We start from the raw sequence: 21633 nt of genomic DNA, 5'->3' as shown, positions 1-21633 counted from the left end.
GACGAGCCCGGCCCACAGCCAGCAGCACAGCCAGCGTATCGCGGTCAGCTGCCGGGGAGGGCTTCCAACGCGGGGATCGCCACCTGGCATGCCTGCTCGAAGGTGGTGCCGTGCTCCAACTCCAGCAGCGCGGTCAGCCCGTTGCTGGGGTCACCGTCGGCGTCGATCGCCACACCCTGCTCATCGCACAGGAAGACGTTGGTACCGCGGGCATCCCAGAAGTCCAGGACGGTGACCGCGACGTGATGGTCGCCGTGGCGGTACAGCCGGGTGACGGGCACCCAGTGCGGTAGGTCGGTGATGAATTCCATTGTTTCCCTTGTCATTTCCAAAACAACCACATGACACCGTTCCCCCCTTGTGCACCGGCCCCGGGGCTGCCGGTGCCGATGCCTTGGCCTTTGTTGCCGCCCGCGCCGCCACCGCCGCCCGGGAAGCCACCCACCCCGCCGTCACCACCTGCCCAGGACACGCCGACGTTGTATGAGCCGCATCCGCCGCCGCCCCCACCTGCACCGCCGCAGCGGGTCGTGGTGGTGGTGTCTACCGCACCGCCAGCTCCACCAGCGCCGCCGTTGGTGGAGTCGTTGAAGTGGTCGACGCCGCGCGCCCCGCCCGCGGCCAGGGGCGTGGACTTGCCGGCGGTCGACGGCCGCTGGTCACCGGCCGCGGTGCCAACCATCGCCCCACCGTCACCGCCTTTGCCCGGCAGGCTGGTGGTGTCGCTGTAGCCGAATGTTGTTGCGATGCCGCCACTTCCGGGCGTGGTGACCAGCAGGCTGCCGAATGATGTTGCCGCGCCGTTGGTTCCGATGGTGATGGCCACGGTGGATGGGACGGCTGACGGCTTGAAGGTATCGGCCAGGTAGCCGCCGCCCAGCCCTCCCGGCTGGGACACCTCCGGGTTGGTCTTGCCGTTGGCCCCGGGCAGACCACTGCCGATCCCGATGACGACGATCTCATTGACCGCGCCGACCGGTTTCGTCCACGTCGTCGACGTGGTGATCGTGGCGGTCGAATAGCCTGCTGCCAGAGCGGTTTTGATGTCGGCGAACACTGAGTACACGCCCATGTCGGTGCCGCTGGTGGACCCGGCACCCCAGCCTTGGAGGATGCCGGAGCGGGTCTGTGTGGCCGTGGTGTGGGTGGTGGACATCCACCCGGCCAGCGCCTCCTCAAACGCGCCGCCCACCACTGGGATGTCGCCCACCAGATCCACCAGGATCTTGATGGGGGCGCGGATGATCGCGGGCACCAGGTTCTGTTGAATCTCATCGAGAGTGTCAAAGTCGTCGGGGTTCTCCCCGGTAATCATCCCAATCAGCAATGCCAGCGGGCGCAGGACGATTGACAGCAGCTGGTTGAGGAAGTTGAGGCGCACCTGCTCCATCGCGGTGCGCATCCACGCGTTCTGGGCGGCACCGGCCGCCGCCTTGTCATAGTTCTGGAGCTGACCGATAGTGGTCGGCGTGAAGCTGCCGTCCGGCTGGGCATGATCCGGTGATGTCACTGCTGGCCGTCCCGGCGCAGTCGGTCCTCCAACAGATTCATCTTGGCGCCCAGCACCCGCCGGTACTCCGACTCGTCGATCGGCTGCTGGTCCAGATCCTTGACGCGTGCCTGCTGGACCGCGCGTTCATCCAGGCGGCGTTGCAGGGCGTCGGCTTCCTCATCGCTCATGGCGTGGACATCCTCAGCACTGATCGGCAGTTCTGGTTCCGGGGCTGGGGTGAAGGCATCCTCCGGGGTGTCCTTGGGCACCCACATCGCGCCGGTCAGGTCCATGGGTTGCGCGCCGTGGCTGGTGTTCTTGACCAGCTTGTACGCCGGATCTTGGGGGCCGTGGGCGGCAACCAGTTCCGCGCGCTGCTCCTCTGCTACTCCGGCGGCGGTCAGCGCGGCGTCGATACGGTCGCGGCACTCCGCCACCGTGGACAGGTTGAGGTTGTCGAAGACGTGGACGGCCAGGCACTGCTTGGCCTCCTCCGGCATCGACATCGGCGGCACGGTGGCCTCCGGATAGTCCCCGGCCAGCAGCGGCACCGCATCGAACAGGTGCTTGTGGGGGTGGGCTCCCCTGCGCCCCTTCACAATTCCGGTCTGCTTGTCGATGATCAGCTGACGATTCCTGCGGCGCACAGACATTCAATCCACTCCAGTACATTCTGCGGGGTAACAATGTCACTGTAACCACGCTCAAGACGACAGGCCGATGCCCACGATCAGCGACTTGAGCATCGCGACCTGCCGGGACAGAATCCCGCCGGGCGTGTCCTCCACCTGGTCATCGCCGATGGAGATGGCGAAGTCGGGATCTTCTGTGCGCGACCAGGATTGGCCGATGCTGTACACGTGCTCGATGTACAGCTTCCTTGAGCGGCCAACCTCTCCGGACACCCGATCCCCGACGTCGAAGTGCGCGCCCGGCCAGTAGGGTGCACCGGAGCGCACCTCCAGCTTGAAGGTGGTGTAGGCGCGAGTCCTGTAGAAGCCGGTCCGCAACGCTTGCAGCGCGCCGATGCTGAATCCGGTTGTGCCGCTTGCCTCCCAGTACTCCCCGTACGGTGGGCCGTCCATGCCCATCTTGTCCATGCGGATGGGGTTGGGGACACGGTGGAACGCCAGGATGACGTCTTCCACTTGGTCCTCGAAGATGCCCAGCGCCAGACCCGGATTGCCGACCAGTAGGCCCAGGTACCCCAGGGCAGCGTTCATGAGCAGTTTGATGCCGGCGTTGATGTACTCAGGGGACTTGCCGCCGGTGACGATTGCTCCGGCTGTTGCCTTGTGCCGCACCATCTCCCACGTCTTGACGCCGGAGATGCCGCGGGTGCGGAAAGCATTGCGCCATGACACCCACGGATCGTCGACGTGGGTGCCCATGAATCCGGCGATGCTGTATTCCGGGGTGGGCCCGGCCGTCGTCTCGGAGACGACCTCATTGATCAGGTCATCGGCGACTTCGGTGATCAGGTGGGCCAGGCCGTCCAGGACGGTACCGGACGCGCCGACGTAGCCGGACTTGTCGATGACGTCGATGACCAGCGTCGGCCGCGTCAGCGTGTAGTGGTCGGGGGCGGGTTGGGGCATCCCCGGGAACCACCGGTACACACGCACTTGGCAGCCCGCATCCTTGAGGGTGGGCGCGATCACGTCATGGCAGTTGCCGAAGCGGGTGGCCAGCAGGCACCACATCGACGTGTCGAACATCCACTGCTTGGGCACCACGACGATCGGCCAATTAGCGGGATCGAAATTGGTAATCCATGATGCCGGGTCGAAAATGTTATCGCTGAATGTCCATGGAAGCGCGAACCGGCGAAGGAGGTTAAAGAAGATTAGGCAGGTAATGCCGAAAACCGCGCCCCCGCCGTAGAACCACATTTTGGGCCACTGGAATTCCGCGGGGAATAGTGGGTTGGCGAAGCACACGATCTTCTTAATGTGCTCGTACTCGTGGAGGAATTTAATCGAGATGTATTCAAAGCCTTCCTCATCTCCTTTGTCGGAGATTGTGGCAGCTTTCCCGGTCCATTCCTTGAAGCCGTTGATGACGCGGATGTGCAGGTCTTCCCACTCACCCAGCTGATCCACGATGAAGTCCTGCTGATCCGGCGTCGCGAACAGGACTAGGTTGCCCTCACCCGTGTCATTCAATTTCTCAATGAAGCTGGCCTGGGTTTCCCCGACGATCGGCAGCTTCTTATCCCACTGCTTGTCATACAGAATGACTTCCGGGCGCGACCGCGCCTTGAACAGAAAGTCCGCGTACTCCATCTGAAGCGTGGAGCGCACCTGATCACAACTCATCAGCGGCGGCATTACGCTTCCCCTCCCATGTAGCGGTCCCACCGCTGCGGCATATAGCAGGTCACTTCCGAGTCATCAGTGCCCCCGGTGACGCGCACCGGCACCGACTGGGGCGTCACCGTTCCCGCCGGCAGCGGGAAGTCGAAGGCCTCCCCACGCATCCGCGCCCAGTCCTGCCCGCCGTCACGCACCAGCAGCGTCGGGCGATCCGGGTACGTTTGGACCAGGAACTCTTTGCCCGGGCCCAGCCCGGACGCGTCGGGGATCTTGTGCATCACGGGCTGCCCAATCTTGTCAGGCGTGGGTGCCGTTGCCGCGGTGTAGATTCCGAAGCCGTCCGGCAACTGCCACACGGTCGTGACCGTCAGCTCGTTGCTGGCCCAGTCCGGGTAGCAGTCCTGATCCGCGGGGTTGACCAGCTCGATGTACCCCAGGTAGGAGCCGTCCCCCTGTGGTGTCATCTGGGCACGCTTGATCGACCTCTTGATCTCCCGGGAGTACCAGAACGGGTCGACGGCCAGCAGCGGGCACTCCCACACGTGGGTGTAGTCACCCAACCCCAGCCACGTGTTGGTCTTGTCCGACGGGACATCCTCGAGGCGCACCTTCAGTTCCCGCCACTGCGACAGCTCGGAGTAGACGCGCAGGTAGCAATCCCAGCGCAGCGACAGGACTTTCCACAGCAGGTTCTCGAGGCGCTCAAACTCTCGCAGCGATCGGCCGCGGGTCATCAGGGTGATCTTGGGTAGCCGTTCCTCCACGCGCGGGAACATCGTCAGCGTCGAACCCTCTTGGTACGAGCCGGATTTGCGGACCAGTGTCCGACGCGTGTGGTACAGGCCCTCCATGCCTTCGGCCATGATGATGCCGGTGCAGTCCCCGCACTCCTCCTTCTGGAGGATGTCCAGCACGATCTTGTCGGTGCCGTCTGGGTTACGCAGGATCAGCTGGACCTTGCGGCCCTGGTATCCGGTGGCGCGCAGGTGAATTGCCACTAGCCGCTCCTGTTGGTCTCGGTGATGGCACTCATGCCGGCGGTGGTCTGCTTTTTGGTCTCAGTCGGCGTGGTCCCGTTGAAGATGACGGTGTTGGCGAACTGGACGACCTTCTGCTCCGGCGTGGTCTTGGGGTCGATCAGGAAGCCGTCCTTGGACACGCCCGTCTTGGTGGCGGCCCACACCTTGTCGAAAATCCCCTTGAGCCCGAACATGTCCGCGAACTCATCGCCAAAGGACTGGAGCGCATCCTCCCCGTACTTCTGGAGGTTGCCCTGGATGTCCAGACCGGAGTGCTGCTGCTCCAGCCACCACTGGTTGGCCCTGCCCGCCCCGTACGGCATCGACTCCGACTTGACCTTGGATCCCGTCGTGGTCGTCGTGGTGGTGGGCGTGCCGTCGTAGGTGGCGTTGACGGCCTTCTGGGCCAGCTGCTTTTCGGCCAGCGCCTTGGCCTTCTCCGAGCGCAGCTTGGCCAGGGTGGACTTGTCAGCCCCAGACGCGACGGCCTGCTTGAGCTTGGTGTCCGCGTCGTCATACGCCGCCGACGCCGTCGACAGCCTCTGCTGGGCGGCAGCCAGATCCGGATTGGTGGTCGTCGACGGAGTGGTCGGCGTGGTCGACGGAGTGGGAGTCGACGGGGTCGGCGTCGTGGTGGGCGCGATCGTCGCCGGGGTCGCCGTGGTGCCTTTGCGCTGGATACCGGCGCGCAGCTTGGCCTCATCCTCACGGCCACTCTGCCCGGCACCTGACCCCCACGGGCTGCCACCGGACTGGTTGAAGATCTTCGCCGCGATCTCCGCCTGCTGCTGCGGAGTCGCCGCACCCGCGGTCGGCGCGTACTTAGTGCCGCCGTGGCTTGCCCAGGTTCCCTTGGCAATCTGGAACAGTCCGGACGCCTCATTGCCTCCCGAGTTGGCGTCCTGGATGCCCTGGACGATGTCCGGCTTGCCACCGGACTCCCGCTTCATCAGCTTGGCCCACTCCGGGTCAGTCGACGTCCAGGTGCCGTCCGGATTCTGCTTGAGCGGAATGGTGTCGACGTCACTGGTTGTGGTGGGGGCGATCGTCGCCGGAGTGGTGGTGTCCCCCGGGGTGGTGGTCGTCGGGGCCACCGACGCCGACCCGCCGATCGATGCCGGCCAGTTCTCCACCCACACCGGGGTGATGCCGCCGCGCTTGGCGTCCTCCGCGCTGTTGTACTTGGATCCGCCGCCGGAGTTGCCCCACGAGCCGGTCGACCCGCCGATACCGGAACCGATTGGGGTACCAGACCCGGCGGTCGTGGGTCCGCCACTACCTCCGGGCGTGGAGCTGATCCCCAGCGCCCCGGCCATCGATCCGGGGTCTGTCGCTGACCCGCTGTTCGCGGACTCGTCCAGGAAAACGTGGACGTGATCCATATGATTCTGTGTTGGGCTGCCGCGGTCTTCCATCGGGGATGATGACCCGTCCGGGTACCACATGGTCTGTTGCCAGATCGCCCACTTGAGGCCGATGTTCTTGGCGTTCTGGAGGACGAAGTCCTTGACCTCATTACCTTTTGCGGTGTCGTCGCCGACCATGACGTCCAGGGCGCGGCCCGTGGAGTGCTCGTTATAGCCGTCCGGTGCCCGGTAGCCGCCTATGTCGTTGATCGAGAATTTCTGCGAGATGATGCGACCCAGCCGCCGCGCTCCGGGCTGGAGACGGTCATCCTCGTTGGGCCACGCCTTATTCAGGTCGACGGTGCCGCCACCGGCCAGGCCGGGCAGCACCTTCCGGAAGTCCCAGCCTTTGTTCATCGCCGCCAGCAGCTTGTAGTTGCGGCGGGTGGCCATCCCCGTCATCACCATCTCGTCATTGCTGACCTGGATACGCGGGACGTTGCCGACGAACCCGGTGATCAGATCATCGACCATCGTGCCGGGGCCGGTGATCTTGCCGTCAGATCCCCTGCGCGCCTTGCCGATCCGGCCGCCGGTCTTGAGTCCTTGCAGTGTGGTGCCCCAGTCGTGAAGCTTGGACGCGCCGGGGATGTCGATTGACCACGAGCCGATCTTGATCTGGGACGGGATCGACGACAGCAGCTTGCCCAGCATGTGGATCGGCGATTTGAGGATGTTGACCAGCCCATCGAACGCAGTCTTGAGCGTCGAGCCGATCTTGCCCGCGATGTCGCCGAGCCCTTTGATGCCGTCGCCGATGTAACCGAAGATCGGTTTGATGAAGTCCCAGGTACTGGAGACCGCGGTCTTGATGCCCTCCCATGCAGGCTTGAATACGTTCTCCCACAGCCACTGTGCCGCCTTGCCGAGGACGTCGATCCCGGTCTTCATGCCGTCCCAGGCAGGCTTGATGATGTTGTCCCACACCCACCCGATTAGTGAGCCGATGCCCTCGAACGCGGGCTTGAGGACGCTGTTCCACAGCCACATCACCGCCGGGGCAAGGACGTTCTGCCACAGGGAAACCCAGCCGTCGAAGATGGGTTTGATCAGCGTGTTCCATACCCAGCCGATGAGCGCGCCGATGCCCTGGAACGCGGGCTCAACGACGTTGTGCCACAACCACACAACGACCGCGGCCAGCACCTCAAACGCGAACTTCCACACCGCGAAGTAGCCCTTGATGATGTTCCAGGCGACGCCGATCACCGTCTGGATGCCCTGCCACGCTGGCTGGATAGCGTTCTGCCACAGCCACATCGCCGCGTCGCCGATGATCTTGAACCCGGCTTGCAGCCATGGCCACACCGTGTCCTTCATCCAGGACCACACCGCGTTGACGGCTGCCTTGATGCCGCCCCAGATCTTGTCCCACAGCTGCCGGCCGGTCTCCGTCTTGGTGAAGAAGGCCCACAGCGCGGCACCCAACGCGATGACGGCCACGACGATCACACCGATCGGCGACAGCGCGAACGCAAGATTGAGCAGACCCCAGGCAATCTGAAGTGCGGAGATGATCGCCTTGACTGCCATAAAGGCCTTGACTGCCAGGTAGATAGTGAGCCCGACTTTCACGATCAGCGGCACGAGCGGGGTCAGCATCTCCATCAGCCCGAAGAACAGCGGGCTGACCGTGGTGAGCCCATTAGCCAGCACCGTGATGATCGGGACGAGGATGTTGATCGCGGCCACCAGCCCCTGGGACAGGGCCACCACCACTTGAGTGATGATCGGCGAAAGCGCCAGGAGCAGTTGGCTTATCGGCTCCACAGCGGGCAGCAATGCCTGCCACGCCTGGGTGAACCCCTGTCCGATCGCCACAATGATCGGGCCTAGTGCCTCAGCGAGCGCACCCAGGATCGGCCCCAGCACCGAGGCGAGCGCATTGAGCCACTGCCCCAGCACCGGCAGGACCGGCACGAGGGCGTTGGCGATGGAGGTGATCGCCGCGCCCAGCGGTGCCATCGCGGGGGCCAGTGCCTTGAGTCCCTCCCCCAGCGCGCCGACCAGTCCTTGGACGGCTGGGGCGATGGCGGTGATCAGTCCGGCGATCGCGGGAGCGACTGTGCCGCCGATGATTCCCAGCATCTGGGTGACGATGGGCAGGATCGCCGACAGCGCCTGACTCATCGCCTGGAAGAAGCTGGTCAGGGCCTGCTGCCCCTGGAAGCTGTTGACCCACTGGTTGAGCTTGTCCAGCGTGGCACCCAGCGTCCCCATGACGCCGGATCCCGCGGCCGACGCCGCGTTGAAGACGCCTTTGATGATTCCGCCGACGTCCGCCAGCACCGCGCCCAGCTGTTTGGCCACATCGATCGCGGTCTCGATGACCTTGTCCATGCGGCCGTCCTGCTGCATCTTGACCATGCGGTCAGACCAGTCAGCGGCCAGATCACTCAGGCCCCCACTCATTTTCGAGAACACCGACGTGGCGCTGGACCCGATCGCGGCGAACCCGGGCAGCAGGTCCATGAAGCTGTGGCCCAGATCCGCGGCCAGCGTGGAGCTGGACTGGAGCCACTGGGTCATGATGGAGCTGCCCTGCGCGGACTGCATGAAGTCCGCCATCTCCGTGGCACCGGAGTTGAGGGCCCCCGCCACGTCGACCATCGCGGTCTTGAGTGTCGGCAAATACTGTGTGGCAAGGGAAGATACGCGCCCGGCCAACCCGTCGAACAGGCTGTCCTGAACGGCGTTCTTGACCTGATCCCAGGCCGGTTTGATCCCCTGCACTGCTTGGATGAACGCGCGCGCGTTGGGCGACAGTTTGGCCAGCGCCTCAGCCATGGGGTCCTTGCCCCCGGCGCTCTTGGGGTTCATCGCATCGTTGAGCGCATCTCGGGCGTCCTTGACGGCTTTGGTGGAGTCCGCCAGCCGCTGCTGCGCGGCGACCACCTCATCAGACCCGTTGACGCCCTTGCGGTTTGCCTGGTCGGCGTCCTCCTGGGTGCGCTTGCCATCCTTGCGCACCTTGTTGAGGCGCTGCTGGGCCTCCTCCACACGCAGCTGGGCGCGTTCCTTCTCCAGCGGGTTGTCGAAGTTGCCGGTCGCCAGGTCCCGCTGGGCCTCCTTGAGGCTCAGTACCGCGTCCTTCTCCGACAGTTTGGACTCACCCAGCGCGTCGTTGAGATCCTCGATCGTGCGCAGCGCCGATTTGCGGGCATCTGACACGCCCTTCTGGGCGTCCTTCTCCTCCCGCACAGCCTTGGTCAAGGCGTACTGTGCGGACTCGACGGCCTTCAGTTTGGATGCCGCGTCACCGCCGGAGCTGGTGGCCTCCTTGCCCATCGCCTTGAACGCGTCGCCGATACCGGACAGGCCGACCTTGAGGGTGCCCACGCCGATCGCCCCGGCCGACGCCAACGCGATCCCGGCGGCACCGGCCGCGGTACCCACCGACGCCAGCGCGGTGGCCAGCGCGGCGACGGCCGGGGCCGACCCAGCCAGCCCCACCACCGCGGTGCCGGCCAGCCCGACGTACTTGCCCAGCATGGTTGCCGCTGTACCCACCCGACCGAACACGCCGGACAGCATCGACAGGGACGATGACGCGCGGCCGACGCTGTTGGATTGGACGTCGATGGTGACGCGGCGGTGCCGCTGCAACTGGAGCAGCAGTGCTTGTAGTTCCGCGCCGCCGCGCACATCGAAATCGACCTGGACGCGGACGTGCCCCACCGTCTGGAGATCACGCAGCTCTTTTGCCAGGCCCTTGAGTCGGGACGCGGCGCGCAGCTGGTTGACGTCCCCGCCGATGTCGACGCGCGCGGACACGTTGCCCACGGCCTGGAGGTCCGCCAGCTCCTTCGCCAGGCCCTTGATGGAGCGTGACGCGGTCCTGAGGTCCGCGACGCTGGACCCGGTCAGCGTGACATTGGCTGTGGCGCTGGGGTTTCCGGCCTGGTTGATCTGGTTCAGGGCGCGCGCGACCGCGCGCAGCTCCGCGGAGCTGGCCCCGGACAGGTTGACCGTCACCTTGACCGTCTTGTCGCTCAATCCGGTCAGGGAGGTTTCCAGCGTGGTCAGCTGGGAGGAGTCCACGTCCAGCTTCACCTTGAGCGGGTTGGATGCCAGCCACGTTTGAGCCACACGGTGGGCATTGGCAAGGCCCCCAGTGGAATCCACCTGCATGGCCACCTTGAGGGGGTTGGCCGACAGCCACGTCTGGGCTTCGCGGTGCGCGGTTTTCAGGCCCTCCGTGTCCACCACCAGCTGGACGGCAATGTCCCCATCCAGCCGGTTCAACTCCCGCCGGATCGACTGGACAGCCCCCTTGGCGCGCGCCACCATGTCCCGCATCGAGGACGCGAATGCCGTCCTCATCGCCCGGAATGCCTTGGAGGCGTGGGCCTCCAGGCTGGTCATCGTGGACTGGATCGACTTGGATGCCGCCTCAAAGTCCGCGGCGATCTGCCCGGTCACCCGCCGGGCGACGGTGGCGATCTTCTCCAGATGCTTCTGGGCCACCCGCGCGGCCAGCTGAGTGGCCCGCTCGATGCGCTGCCGCAGCTCGGTCTCCAGGTCCCCGAAGTCCAGGGACACCTCCACGGACGCGTCGGCGTACGGCTGAGTCAACGCAACGCCTCCACGACGTCCATGCGTTACCCGGCCCACAGCCAGCAGCAAGCGGTTCTACATCAGGGTATCGGTGTCGTCGTCGATAATCTCGGAGGTCACCATGGCACTGCCCTGCTCCAGCTGGGCGAACGCCGCGAACGCGTCCCCGAACCCGCTGTCGATGTTCTTCGCGGCGTCCAGCCGCATCTGCCTGCGCTGAACACGCAGCGGCGTGGCCGTCAGCTTGGCGATCCACGGCTCCCAGTCATTGGAGCCGCCAAGTAGCTTGCGCCACACCGCCATCACCACGTTGGTGGCGCGGGCCGGTGGCAGGTCCATCACGTTGATTCCACGTAGCAGCAGTTCCCCGTCGATCGTGCCCCACGCCCCCAGCGTCTGCTGCCAAAGCCGCTGGGCCTCCCACCGCGGCCGGCAGAACCACGTCTCCCCCAGGTGGTCGGCGACGATGTCGAGCATGCCACTCTCCGATGGCCAGCCACACAGCACCGACTCATACAGGCGATCGGCGTCGGCCGGGCCCATCGTGCCCACCACCAGCGGCACCGGACTGGGGTGGGTCAGCAGCGCCACGGCCGTCCGCAGCGGCGGGCACTGGTGGCGGATGACCCGCCCGTCCAGCGCCCACGCCGGGTCCTCAAAGACCCACGGGTCACCGAGCACTACTTCTTCTTGCCCCGCTTGCCCTTTCGGGCTGCCTCACGCCGCTGCTGGCGATTCTTCTCCGGCACCACACCTGCCCCCCAGCGGGTCAGGATGGCGTCCAGCAGCTTGGCCAGGACGTGATCGTCGAAGTCGACGGTGGGGTCCAGCATCCGCTGGCGCAGGTGTCGGCGTCCGCTCTCATCCAGGCACACGTTGATCAGCGTCATGATGGCGTGGGATCGCTCCACGTCGGAGACCTGCTCCGACCAGGCGTTACCGGACAGCATCAGCGCGCCCTCTGACGGCTGGAGCAACACAGTCCTCATGCCGTCCAAGGTGATCGGGATGGATTCCCGCTCCGTATCCCCGCCGGTCTCAAACTGCAATTCCTCTGGGATGGCATCCAGATCATTTTCGGCCGGGTCGACGTCTCCGGTATCGGTGGTATCGACGGTCAGAACATCGTCGGCTTGATGGTCGGTCGGGTCGGTCACTGGTTTCCTCTCGGGTTGTCTCGGACGATGTCGCCGAGCACGTTTCGTAATGCCCTGGCCAAGAACGGGTTTGCCTTCTGCCCGGCCACGGACTTGGCAAACACCCACGGCCGTTTGTCCTTTGACGGCCGCTTCTGCGCGCCCTTCATCGACGCCCGAAATTTCAGCGCCTTCGCGGACACCGGCACGATTGGAGTCTGATGGGGACCGTGGATGCCGGTGCCATCGTTGACATACTTGGCGTACTCCTCCTCCGACCCGACAATCGTCGTGGTCTTGGTGCCAGACTGGATGACGACGTGAGACAGGGATGACCGCAGCGCGCCCTCATCTACCGGGCATTCCTCTTTGGCCTCGTTGACGATTCGGCGGCCGATGCGGTTGCCCCACCGCAGCCCGGCCTGCTGGAGGTCCCGGTGCATTGCGGCGCGGTTGATGTTGACCCCCACAGGTCAGCTCACTTGGCGGTCCGGGGGCGCGGGGCGCGCGTGGAAGCCTTGGCGGGCTCCGGATCGGCGGCATCCGGTTCGTCCTTCCCGGTCTCCGCGTCGGAGTCGACGTCGGTGTCGCCGTCGCCGGTCGGCGGATCGAGTTCCTCACTGAGGAGCTCGGCGATGCCGTTGCTGATCAGCCCGTCGATCAGGCTGGTGCGCTCGACGGTCTGGATGCTGCCGGACGGCCAGCCGAGCACGGGCTGGTGGACGCGGATGGTGACGGATGCCATGCCAGGCACGATACCCGCGCTCGCGTCAATCGCGGTGGTGACAGTGTCATTGTGTCGTTGCGATCGGCATCCTGCCGAGCTAGCTTTGTACCCACTGGAGACACAACCGAGAGGACACCCGGAATGCGCACCGTGACGGTCGCCAACCCCGACAAGGCACTGGATCTCATCAACACCTTCAACTACAGCATCACCACCGCAGAGGTTCTGCGCGTGGACGAATACGGGGCCCTGGTCCTCCTGATCAACGCTGACGGAACCAAGCAGACGGTCGCGCACCTGTTGGGCCGCTGGGATTTTCGTGCGATCTTCGGCGAGGAGTTCGCTCAGCGGGCGCGCTTGGGTGACCGCGCGGGGATCATCACGGAGACGATGATCGGGTGGGGTGAAGCGCCCGACGATGACATGGTGGTGTTCATCCCCGACATCAACCCCGACGAAGCCGTGTGGGAGTACCGCTTCAACCTGGTGATGCTGTGACCGCACCTGCCCGCCAGGGTGCCCGGCCCTGCTGGCTGGTCAACCGCACGTTCTCCGGACCGCTGACCCGCCAGTCCACGCAGTTGGGCACCTACACCACCCTGCCGGATGCGATGGACGCGTGGCGCAAGCTGGTCGACGTCCACGCCCAGCCCATCGAGTACCGAGAACACATCGACCCCCACGACCCGGACGGGATGGTGGCGTGGGCCGACTGGGGCGACTACGAGCGCAGCGGCTTCGACGTCATGTACCAGCCGTTCTGGTGACAGACGCAAAGCAACCCCGGTCATCAGGACCGGGGTTGCCTGCTATCCGCGCGGATCACCCGCCAGTCGCGGCGTGCCGTCGTCCACCGACGTGAACCCATCACAGCGGCACACGTTGTCAGCCAGCACCTGCACGGTGATCTGACCGCCGAACACGTCCCCGGCGGGGCCGGTGGGTGTCCACGGCCCCACCAGCACGCGGGAGCGGCGATTCTTGGACGCCCAGCATTGGATGGCCTGGCGTAGCGCGCGCCCATCATCCAGGATGTCCCGCATCTGGGAATCGACCTCCGCGACGTCCAACGCCAGATTGTCGTCCGGCCGCACGTAGCAGCGGTCCACCCCCAATGTCAGCGACACCATGGCATCCGCGGGCCCGTTGAAGCTCATGTCCGGCTGGGGGAAGTTGCTGGTGCGTCCGATGCTGGTGACCAGGCACCACGCGGTGTCACAGCTGGAGTACCGAGGCATCAGCGCCCCTGGGTGCAGGTAGGCCAGCTCCACGGCCCCCGCCCTAGTCACCGGCAGCAGGCCGGTCACCTCATCGAGCAGGCCGCGCGCGACAGCGTATTCATCCATCAGGAGATCACCGCCGGGTCCATCAGGTCCGGGGACATCACCGTCGGCGGCTGCTGGAGCCGGTTGGGGTTGACCGTCATGATCCACCGGTCCACCTCCACGATGCCGGTGATGCCCAGCTCGAAGAACGCTCGCGGGTCCAGCTCGACGTTGACGCCTTGGCGGGAGATGTTGGTGGCCCCAGCCGGTAGACGGCATCGTTTCCCGTTCATCCCGGCCAGCCATTCCACGGCTAGAATCCCGGCGGCGATCTGCCCCCACTCCGGTACCGCGATGCCACGCTTGTACTGCACGGTGAACGCGCCGGGCTCCATGTCGGCGGCGTCCAGGTCCTGGTGCATCGGCCACTGCTGCCCGTCGGTACGCAGCAGCCAGCGATGATTGCGCACGTGGTAATTGGCGGCCGGCACTTCCTGGCCGTCGATCCACACGTGGAGGATCTCATGGACTGGCCCCACCAGCGCCACCTCCGACTGGCCGACGCAGCAGTGGGGGCTGGAGCAGCCGCACGGCCCGGACGCCAGCGGATCACCCTGTGCGATCAGCCCCGGCCAGAACACCGCGCCCGCCCCACCGGAGTGCCCCTGGTAGGTGGGGGCCCGATCGGGGCCGGTGAAGCATGGGCGCACCGTTTCCACGCACAGCCCGAAGACGCGGCCCGTCAGCATCCACAGCCACGTCGTCGCCGCGGTCTGTGCGTGCTCTTTCTGCTCCGGGGTTGCCGCCTCCCAGGAGGGGTTGTCCTCCACGATGATCGGCCACTCACACGGTCCCACTTTGTAGCCCTTTCCCTATACCGCAGTAGATTCCGCTATGAACGCCGATGGGCGGGCACCCCGAGAGGTGCCCGCCCATCAACGACTGGACTCGATGCTCACGCAGCGAGAGCCTTAGCCGCGCACTCCAGGGTGGTGGGCGGCGGCACCTTCACTTCCTGCATGTGCAGGTGCTTGTCGGCAGACAGCGCCGTCAGCAGCGGGCCGGGCGCAGGCAATGCCGGGGCGACCGCGGGCTGGAGCGTCACATCGTAAGGGCCCACGCCCCAACCGTTCCCGCGCTTGGTCGTCGCGGTAACACTGAAGTTCGCCAGCTTCTCCTCGATGGTGAAGTCGCCCAGCTTGGCGGCGGTGAAGAACGGCAGGAGGAAGTACCCGAACGGGCGGGCCCCGGCACCACACGCGGCTCCCGGGACGTCCGACCACATCTCCAGCGCCCAGAACGCGTCGAAGGTCGGGTCACCGATGCTCACGCCCACCCCGTTACCGGCCTCATCCACCACCAGATCCTGACCGGTCGTCATCACCAGAAGGTCCGGGTTGACGCCACAGAACGCCAGCTCCACCGACGCGTTCTTCAGCTGCGCTGGAGCCTGGTCGACGACGCACAGCTTGCCGGCGGCGTTCTTCTGGTTGGTTGATTCCCCGTCTTCATACTCCAGGGTGACCTTGGCGCTGACGTAGCCGTCGGACTCGATGGTGGACTTGGGGCCGACGATGGGGGCACCGCAGGAATCGACCTTGGTCAGGCGCATTGCCAGGCCACGAATGGACGGCCAGCAGGTGGTGGGCATTGGTTCCTCCGAGGGGGAGACGTCTGCTCGGCCCACAGCCAGCCGCAAACACTGCACCCCAGGATAGACCGCCGACCAGACAGTGCGCGGGAACCCGCGCCAACATGCAAAGAGAGTGCCGCACCTGGGGGGGTGGTGCGGCACTCTCTTGATCCCCGACACGCGGGGCAGCCTTGCAATCCGAGCGATTCCTCGCCATGCTTCTCGGATCATCCCCGCTCGCGCGAGGCATCCACCACGATAACAGCCGGGCCGGACACTGTCAGCGAAACTCGTACCAGCCGCCGTCGGTCAACGTGGAGTTGGGGAAGAACGCCATCTGGATCTCGCACGTGATCAGGTCACCGGCCGCGACGCTGATCCCCGACTTCGAGCCGGTGCGCGCCGCCGACGCGCCGCCAGCGATGACGGTCCCGTTCTTCTTGAACTGTATGCCGGTTCCCGTGCCCGGGCAGTTCCACTCGATGGTGGCATCAGCCTTGTTGCCGACGATGACCATGGACGCGCCGCTGACCGTGCACGGCGCGGTGACATCGGAGACCCAAGTGCCCGTCACCTGGGTCATCGTCGAGCCGCCCACCGCGGTGTAGGTGCCTGATTTGATGATCCTCTGGCGAGCGAAACTGGGTCGGGCAGCACCGGCTTTGTAGCGGGCCGCGGGCATCATGTGGTGGTGTCCCCCGCCAGAATCCAGCCGTCAGTGGATCGCTTGCGTAGCACCGCGACTGCCCACTGCCCGGCCAGCTTGAGGCCAGACCGAGAGGAGACGGTGACGCCCGATCCCTGCGCGATGGTGACCTGCCCGGCGCCGGTCTGGACGACCTCGATCACCGACCCGATCGGGAAGGCTTTGGCGCTGTTCGGGGGGACCGTCACGGTGATCGCAGAGGCGTTGGCGCACTCCACGGCCTTGTTCTGGTCAGACAGGTCCAGCGTGTACGCGGTGACGGTCTGCGCGTTGATCGCGATCAATTGAGCGTTGCCGATGGCGCTGTCCAGCGCGGCCTGCTGGATCGCCGAGTCTGCCTTGCCCAGCGACGCCTGCGTGGCCGCCGACAGACTCAGCGTCCGGTCCGCCGACAGATCCCCACCACCGGTCAGGCCGGTGCCTCCGGAGACGGCGCGTGTGGGCTGCACTGCACTGTCAGCCTTCCCCAGTGACGTCTGGGTGGCCGCCGACAGGGCAATGCTACGGTCGGCGGTCAGGTCACCGCCGCCGGTCAATCCTGTTCCAGCAGAGACGGTTCGGGCCGTGCCGACCTTGCCGTTCAAGGCCGTCTGCGTGGCGGTCGATACCGGCTTGTTGCTGTCGCTGGTGTTGTCGACGTTGGCCAGCCCGACGTCACTCTTGCTCAACACGACGATGCCGGTGTACCCGTTGACGCTGGTCACGGACATGTCCACGACCATCAGCGTCCAGTCGGACGCGCTGGATGGGTCGGAGCCGGACAGGATGTAGGTGCCGCGGCCGGGGTTGCCGGTCTGGATGGCTATGTCGCCGGTCTGGACGTCGGTCAGCGCCAGCCGCGCCGCGGTAGACGCCACGGAGCGCACATCCATGATCGCGACCTGCGGCAGCTGGGATTGCGGGATCTTCCCGCCCACCAGATCAGCCTTGCTGTTCCAGCCGTTGACGACCATGTGATCCCAGGTGCCGCCGACCTCCCCGGTCGTATTCGACAGCTGCACACCACCTTTGGTGGTGGTGGTGGCGTTGGGGATGCCGGACCCCACCGACTCCGCTGCCTGCTCAGCCCAGTACTGGGAGTCCGAGGCAGAGGCGGCAGAGTTGGCGGCAGAGTCGGCAGAGGCGGTTTGGGAGGTGGCCGCGGCGGCGGCACTGTTTCCGGCGGCGGTGGCCGATGTGCCCGCGTTGGTGGCCGACCCCGCCGCGGCGGTCGCCGATGTGGCTGCGGCGGTCTGGGCGGACTCCGCGGCGGTCTTGGCGGTCCCGGCCGCCGACGCGGATGCCGTGGCGTCCGCTGCCTTGGTGGTGGCGGTCCCGGCCGCTGACTCCGCTGCCGTCTTGGCCGTGGCTGCGGCGGTCGACGATCCAGCGGCTGCTGTCGCACTGGCAGCGGCATCGGTGGCTTTGGTGGTGGCGGTATCGCGGGCGGCCGCGGCTGCTGTGGCCGCATCCGCCGCGGTCCCGGCCGACCCGGCTGCCGCGGTCGCGCTGGCCGCCGCCGCGGTAGCGGCATTGTTGGCTGCTGTGATCGCCGGTACGGCAACGGTTTCCGTCGTCGGGGAGTCCGACATCGTGAACACCAGGCTGTCGCCCACGATCTCGATCGTGTCGATGCCGCGGCCCTGATCACCCTTGGGCCCCTGGAAGGGAATGCCCTCTGATTGTGCCGGCCACGCGGAGCCGTCCCAGATGTAGGCCAGCCCTTCGGCCACCCACACTTGGCCGCGGTCGACGTCGGCGAGGGTGGGCAGGTCGGCGTAGGTGGGGACCTGCCCGGTGGGCTGCATGGAGCGGCCGTCAGCGCCCTGGATGACCAGCACCTCAAGGGCGTCGTCGTCGGGGATGTCGACGATGATCGGGTCGACGTCGTCGAACTCCACGTACAGGTCATCGATCGCGGTCATCGGCGGTTGACCTCCCCGACGCTGAGGAGACGGCCCGCGGTGTCGGTGGGCAGCTTGACGACCAGCCGTACCGGGGTGCCGCGCGGGAACCGGTCATGCCCGGTGGGCCCGCTGGGGGGCATCGCGAAAGTCACTGTGGCCCCGGCGATGTCGCCCTGGACGACCGTCGGGGAGTCGGTGGGCTCCCCGAACATCAAGAACACCTGCGTGTCGGCGGGTGGCTCCCACGGCAGGCCCGTCTTGCGTGAGCGCAGCCGGATGGGCCGCTCAAAGTCGAATGCGTCGTAGAACGTCAGGTCACGAGTCGGCGCGTCATAGTTCCAGTCCCCGTCACCACAGGACATTTAGCCCTCCGTCTTGGCGGGGGCCTTCGGTGCCGCCTTCTTGGCGGGGGCCTTCTTGGGCTCAGCCAGCTTGGTGATCGCTTCGGCCAATGAGTCGGGCACGTCGAAGGCGATGGTGCTGCCGGACGTGACGGTCTTGACGTCGGCCGGGTCGTCGGCCTCATCCAATAGCAGCTTGGCCAGCTGGGCGGCGTGGTCGGCGTTGTCAGCGAGAATGGTTGGCACAGCAGGCTCCTACGGTGTGGTGATTTTGATGGCCACGCGCACAGCATCGATCTGGAGCGCGTAGGTGCGCTCCGCGATGGAGAACACCTCGTTGGTGGTGGTGTCCAGCGCCTGGGCGAATGTGCCGGGCTTGACGCGCACATCGGAGCGGTGGGCCACGATCTGGCCGGTGGCCACCAGCCAGGTACCGGGCAGCGGCTGCGGCGTGTCAGGGTCACCGTCGGACGGGCCACTGATCGGGTAGTGGCCGAACGCGTACCGGCTGCCCATGGTGGTGGTCAGTCGGGCCTGATCGCGGGTGATCTGCCGTAGCTCCTCCAGCCGACCGGCCAGGCGTCGGGGCACGTGGATGACGGGGGTGCCACCGTAGTGGGCCCACAGGTGGTCTTCGATCGCGCCCAGCCCGGCGACCAGATCAGCGGCCTCAGCCAGGATGGTCAGCGGCGGCAGGTCCGGGTCATCGGCCAAGAACTGCTCCCACGCCGCGCCCTCCAGCGCTGCCCCTTCCACCGCGGTCAGTGATTGCAGGGCGCGCGCGTTGATGGTCTGCTCATCCAAACCGGTGCTGCGGCAGGTGAATCCGGCGCGTACGGTGATCGGTTCCGTCTTGGACCAGGGGATACCGTCCGGCACGGTGATGGGGTCCTGGTTCAGGCAGTCATTGGGGGCGATGACCGCTTCCCCCAGTGGGGTGTCCTCCCACTCCACGCCGGACAGGGTGCGGGTGTCGCCGGGCCGGACGTCGATCGCAGAGAGCAGCCCGTACCGGGCTGGTGTCAGGGTGACCGGATCTACGATTTTGGCCGGTGCCACACCCATCGGTGCCTCCAGAATGTTGTTGGTGCAGAAGGGGATTCACCCCCGGCCAGCGACGCGCGGTCTGCTGGCCGGGGGTGAGCTCACCTATGGAGTGACGACGATCTTGCCGTCAGCATCCAGTTGACGCCCGATGCCGGTGGCACCGTTGACGTTGAGCGGGATGGTCACCAGGCGGCTATGCCACTGCCGCTTGATGAGCATCCACTTCTCCTCCATGAACAAGCGAAGGAAATCGTTGATCCGGATGTTGGTGGAGTCGTAGATGCCCGACAGGTTGATGACCTCCGACCTGCCTCGCACGAACGTGCCCGCGGGGTACACCAGCGCCTTCACCGAGTTGGTGAAGCTGGTCTGCGCGTTGGCGGCACCGGCACCCCAGCCGTTGGCCACACCGGAGAAACTGTCCTGCCAGTCGTACACCCAGTGGACTAGCACGCCACGGGACGCGAACGCGCTGTCGATGTTCGCGTCGGTCACGTTCTCCATCGGCACGCCGTCACGCATCGCCAGATCCGACCGGTAGTGACTCTTGGCCCAGATCGGCAGCGCCATCTCCAGCTGGAGGGACTCCTCCGCGCGGTACTGGTACCGCACATCGGTGACCGTCAGGTCCAGGCCGTTGAGTAGTGCCAGCGTCGCGGACGGGCCCGCCTCAATGGACACTGCCGTCGACAGGGTCACCATCTTGGCGATGGTCTTGAGGTTGAGCTTGTGCTCATGGACCGCTGGTGTCAACGCCACCACACGCTCCGTCAGCTCCGGGTAGGCGTCGTTCTGGAGGATGCCCGCTTCGATTGCGGCACCGATGATTTCAGCGCGATCCTCCTGGAAAGCCGGGCAAGGCACCCGGTAGACGGTCTTGGCGTCTCCGGCGATGGCCTGGGCCTCCGTCTGGGAGAAGCCGATACCGGACCACACCGCACCGAAATCGGGGCCCTGGGTGTAGCGAAGACCGCCGCGGCTGATCTGGATCTCCGGCAGCGACAGGATGCCCGCGCTGGCCGACGCCAGATCAGGCGCGAGGTCGTAGATCGTCTCGGACGGCGAGCACCAACCACCAGCGGCCACGAGGGAACCACCTTCCAGGCGGGTGTGGTCCGCGGCGTGGGCGATGACCTCCATGTCGGAGGTTTCACCGGAGGCCACCAGTTCCTTGGGGTAGTGGGGGCGGAACTGCGCGATCGACTTCTTGATGAAGGCGTTCTTGACGTCCTCCGGGAAGGACTGGATGACGCCGACCGCGGCCTTGGTCAGGCCGCGAATGTCCTTGAGGTCCTGACCCATCGCATGATCGGGGACGTCCGCGGACGCCACAATCGACATCCGCTGGTCGCTGTGCTCGACCGGCGCGACGCTGGTATCCGGGGTCAGGTCACGCAGCACCACGCGGCGCACCACCTGGGGGGCGCTGGACGCGGCCACGGCCTCCGGCTCCGCGGCGACCTCCGGCGTAGCGTCCGCGGGCTCCGCGGCGGGATCGGTTGCCGCCTCCGGGGTTTCAGCCTCCGGAGTCTCCTCCGGCTTCTCCTCGTCTTCCGCCTCCGGTGCCGGAGGGGCGATGCGCGCCTTGAGTTCCGACATGCGCGCGGCGCGCTCAGAGTCAGCGGCCTCCACCTGTGACTGGGCTTCGGTGATGCCGTCGACGACGTCGGCGAGCAGCTCACCGGTGGCCACCGATTCCTCAGAGCTGTCCAGGGCGTCGAACTGGGTTTGGGCCTCCGCGATCAGCCCGGTGACGTCGTCACCGGCCTTGATGGCCTCAGCCACTTTGGCCGCGACCGCGGCCTTGGGGTCGACACCGTCACCGGGGGCCTGGGCCAGATCGACGAGTTCCTGGAGCGTGATAGCCACTGTGGGTCTCCTCATGCGGGACGCGCGCCCGGCCCACAGCCAGCAGCAAGCTCACAGTGACACTGTAACCCGTGGAACTGCTCGGAGCGGTGACCTACCGGCGGACCACCTCAAAGGAGCCGCCCAGCGCCTTGGCCGCGGCCTTAGCCTCCGCTGCTGTGGCGTACCGGCGGACGGTGCCGTTGGGCAGCCGAACCTGGTACGTCTCAACGTAACTGCCGCCACCGCATGTCC

The 21633-nt window shown here is 66.2% G+C and carries 21 protein-coding genes; 2 read left to right on the top strand and 19 right to left on the bottom strand.

All coding sequences use genetic code 11. The annotated features are described in order from the left end of the window. Window positions 1-44: 44 nt before the first annotated feature. The 10 genes from HH308_RS06380 to HH308_RS06335 are packed head-to-tail and all read right to left on the bottom strand — an operon-like array spanning window position 45 to window position 12670. A complete protein-coding gene (locus HH308_RS06380) occupies window positions 45-311 on the bottom strand; it encodes a DUF7572 family protein (RefSeq protein WP_170193344.1) in 267 nt (88 codons plus the stop codon). An 11-nt stretch (window positions 312-322) separates the two neighbouring features. Next, complete coding sequence (locus HH308_RS06375) at window positions 323-1510, bottom strand: glycine-rich domain-containing protein (protein ID WP_170193343.1); 1188 nt, start codon at window positions 1508-1510, stop codon at window positions 323-325. Beyond that, entirely contained in the window at window positions 1507-2145 is a 639-nt protein-coding gene (locus HH308_RS06370; RefSeq protein ID WP_170193342.1) for a hypothetical protein, read from the bottom strand. The genes HH308_RS06375 and HH308_RS06370 overlap by 4 nt, the downstream gene beginning before the upstream one ends. A gap of 51 nt (window positions 2146-2196) precedes the next feature. Then, the gene (locus HH308_RS06365; RefSeq protein ID WP_170193341.1) at window positions 2197-3822 is read right to left on the bottom strand and encodes a Gp37-like protein; all 1626 of its coding nucleotides are present in this window, start codon (window positions 3820-3822) and stop codon (window positions 2197-2199) included. Next, the gene (locus tag HH308_RS06360) at window positions 3822-4805 is read right to left on the bottom strand and encodes a hypothetical protein (RefSeq protein WP_170193340.1); all 984 of its coding nucleotides are present in this window, start codon (window positions 4803-4805) and stop codon (window positions 3822-3824) included. Before HH308_RS06360 ends, HH308_RS06365 begins: the two co-directional genes overlap by 1 nt. Next, complete coding sequence (locus HH308_RS29690) at window positions 4805-10807, bottom strand: VldE C-terminal domain-containing protein (protein ID WP_170193226.1); 6003 nt, start codon at window positions 10805-10807, stop codon at window positions 4805-4807. The genes HH308_RS06360 and HH308_RS29690 overlap by 1 nt, the downstream gene beginning before the upstream one ends. Window positions 10808-10864: 57 nt before the next feature. After that, window positions 10865-11470 (bottom strand): hypothetical protein, encoded by a 606-nt coding sequence (locus tag HH308_RS06350; RefSeq protein WP_170193339.1) that lies wholly within the window; start codon window positions 11468-11470, stop codon window positions 10865-10867. Beyond that, complete coding sequence (locus HH308_RS06345) at window positions 11470-11946, bottom strand: hypothetical protein (RefSeq protein ID WP_170193338.1); 477 nt, start codon at window positions 11944-11946, stop codon at window positions 11470-11472. Before HH308_RS06345 ends, HH308_RS06350 begins: the two co-directional genes overlap by 1 nt. Beyond that, complete coding sequence (locus tag HH308_RS06340; protein ID WP_170193337.1) at window positions 11943-12395, bottom strand: HK97 gp10 family phage protein; 453 nt, start codon at window positions 12393-12395, stop codon at window positions 11943-11945. Before HH308_RS06340 ends, HH308_RS06345 begins: the two co-directional genes overlap by 4 nt. A gap of 8 nt (window positions 12396-12403) precedes the next feature. Then, window positions 12404-12670, bottom strand: a complete 267-nt coding sequence (locus HH308_RS06335) for a hypothetical protein (RefSeq protein WP_170193336.1) — start codon at window positions 12668-12670, stop codon at window positions 12404-12406. A gap of 123 nt (window positions 12671-12793) precedes the next feature. Here HH308_RS06335 and HH308_RS06330 point away from each other — a divergent pair, with 123 nt between their 5' ends. Both HH308_RS06330 and HH308_RS06325 read left to right on the top strand, forming a co-directional pair. Then, window positions 12794-13150: a hypothetical protein gene (locus HH308_RS06330; protein ID WP_170193335.1), complete on the top strand. Its 357-nt coding sequence runs from the start codon at window positions 12794-12796 to the stop codon at window positions 13148-13150. After that, window positions 13147-13419, top strand: coding sequence for a hypothetical protein (locus HH308_RS06325; RefSeq protein WP_170193334.1), 273 nt, complete (start codon window positions 13147-13149; stop codon window positions 13417-13419). The genes HH308_RS06330 and HH308_RS06325 overlap by 4 nt, the downstream gene beginning before the upstream one ends. A 42-nt stretch (window positions 13420-13461) precedes the next feature. Here HH308_RS06325 and HH308_RS06320 read toward each other — a convergent pair whose 3' ends face one another. The 9 genes from HH308_RS06320 to HH308_RS06280 all read right to left on the bottom strand — a co-directional run bounded on the left by HH308_RS06320 (window position 13462) and on the right by HH308_RS06280 (window position 21399). Then, the gene (locus tag HH308_RS06320; protein ID WP_170193333.1) at window positions 13462-13998 is read right to left on the bottom strand and encodes a hypothetical protein; all 537 of its coding nucleotides are present in this window, start codon (window positions 13996-13998) and stop codon (window positions 13462-13464) included. Beyond that, the gene (locus tag HH308_RS06315; protein ID WP_170193332.1) at window positions 13998-14747 is read right to left on the bottom strand and encodes a hypothetical protein; all 750 of its coding nucleotides are present in this window, start codon (window positions 14745-14747) and stop codon (window positions 13998-14000) included. Before HH308_RS06315 ends, HH308_RS06320 begins: the two co-directional genes overlap by 1 nt. 125 nt (window positions 14748-14872) lie before the next feature. Then, window positions 14873-15568, bottom strand: coding sequence for a hypothetical protein (locus HH308_RS06310; RefSeq protein WP_170193331.1), 696 nt, complete (start codon window positions 15566-15568; stop codon window positions 14873-14875). Between the two features lie 262 nt (window positions 15569-15830). Continuing rightward, complete coding sequence (locus tag HH308_RS06305) at window positions 15831-16235, bottom strand: hypothetical protein (protein ID WP_170193330.1); 405 nt, start codon at window positions 16233-16235, stop codon at window positions 15831-15833. Then, entirely contained in the window at window positions 16232-18160 is a 1929-nt protein-coding gene (locus HH308_RS06300; RefSeq protein WP_170193329.1) for a hypothetical protein, read from the bottom strand. Before HH308_RS06300 ends, HH308_RS06305 begins: the two co-directional genes overlap by 4 nt. Continuing rightward, window positions 18157-18504: an LtfC-like domain-containing protein gene (locus HH308_RS06295; protein ID WP_170193328.1), complete on the bottom strand. Its 348-nt coding sequence runs from the start codon at window positions 18502-18504 to the stop codon at window positions 18157-18159. The genes HH308_RS06300 and HH308_RS06295 overlap by 4 nt, the downstream gene beginning before the upstream one ends. Next, window positions 18505-18729 (bottom strand): hypothetical protein, encoded by a 225-nt coding sequence (locus tag HH308_RS06290; RefSeq protein ID WP_170193327.1) that lies wholly within the window; start codon window positions 18727-18729, stop codon window positions 18505-18507. It abuts the gene before it with no gap. A 9-nt stretch (window positions 18730-18738) separates the two neighbouring features. Next, complete coding sequence (locus HH308_RS06285; protein WP_170193326.1) at window positions 18739-19548, bottom strand: hypothetical protein; 810 nt, start codon at window positions 19546-19548, stop codon at window positions 18739-18741. An 84-nt stretch (window positions 19549-19632) separates the two neighbouring features. Further along, window positions 19633-21399, bottom strand: coding sequence for a major capsid protein (locus HH308_RS06280; protein ID WP_170193325.1), 1767 nt, complete (start codon window positions 21397-21399; stop codon window positions 19633-19635). Window positions 21400-21633: the final 234 nt, after the last annotated feature.

The sequence above is a fragment of the Gordonia asplenii genome, from assembly GCF_012933505.1.
Taxonomy (GTDB): domain Bacteria; phylum Actinomycetota; class Actinomycetes; order Mycobacteriales; family Mycobacteriaceae; genus Gordonia; species Gordonia asplenii.
Note: the sequence above shows the minus strand (reverse complement) of the source record. Positions and strands in the feature narration are given on the sequence as shown.

What these genes read in the sequence shown, in the direction of transcription:
- HH308_RS06380 (WP_170193344.1), bottom strand. Translation starts at nt 311, where the DNA reads ATGGAATTCATCACCGACCTACCGCACTGGGTGCCCGTCACCCGGCTG.
- HH308_RS06370 (WP_170193342.1), bottom strand. Translation starts at nt 2,145, where the DNA reads ATGTCTGTGCGCCGCAGGAATCGTCAGCTGATCATCGACAAGCAGACC.
- HH308_RS06365 (WP_170193341.1), bottom strand. Translation starts at nt 3,822, where the DNA reads ATGCCGCCGCTGATGAGTTGTGATCAGGTGCGCTCCACGCTTCAGATG.
- HH308_RS06335 (WP_170193336.1), bottom strand. Translation starts at nt 12,670, where the DNA reads ATGGCATCCGTCACCATCCGCGTCCACCAGCCCGTGCTCGGCTGGCCG.
- HH308_RS06330 (WP_170193335.1), top strand. Translation starts at nt 12,794, where the DNA reads ATGCGCACCGTGACGGTCGCCAACCCCGACAAGGCACTGGATCTCATC.
- HH308_RS06320 (WP_170193333.1), bottom strand. Translation starts at nt 13,998, where the DNA reads ATGGATGAATACGCTGTCGCGCGCGGCCTGCTCGATGAGGTGACCGGC.
- HH308_RS06310 (WP_170193331.1), bottom strand. Translation starts at nt 15,568, where the DNA reads ATGCCCACCACCTGCTGGCCGTCCATTCGTGGCCTGGCAATGCGCCTG.
- HH308_RS06305 (WP_170193330.1), bottom strand. Translation starts at nt 16,235, where the DNA reads ATGATGCCCGCGGCCCGCTACAAAGCCGGTGCTGCCCGACCCAGTTTC.
- HH308_RS06300 (WP_170193329.1), bottom strand. Translation starts at nt 18,160, where the DNA reads ATGACCGCGATCGATGACCTGTACGTGGAGTTCGACGACGTCGACCCG.
- HH308_RS06295 (WP_170193328.1), bottom strand. Translation starts at nt 18,504, where the DNA reads ATGTCCTGTGGTGACGGGGACTGGAACTATGACGCGCCGACTCGTGAC.
- HH308_RS06285 (WP_170193326.1), bottom strand. Translation starts at nt 19,548, where the DNA reads ATGGGTGTGGCACCGGCCAAAATCGTAGATCCGGTCACCCTGACACCA.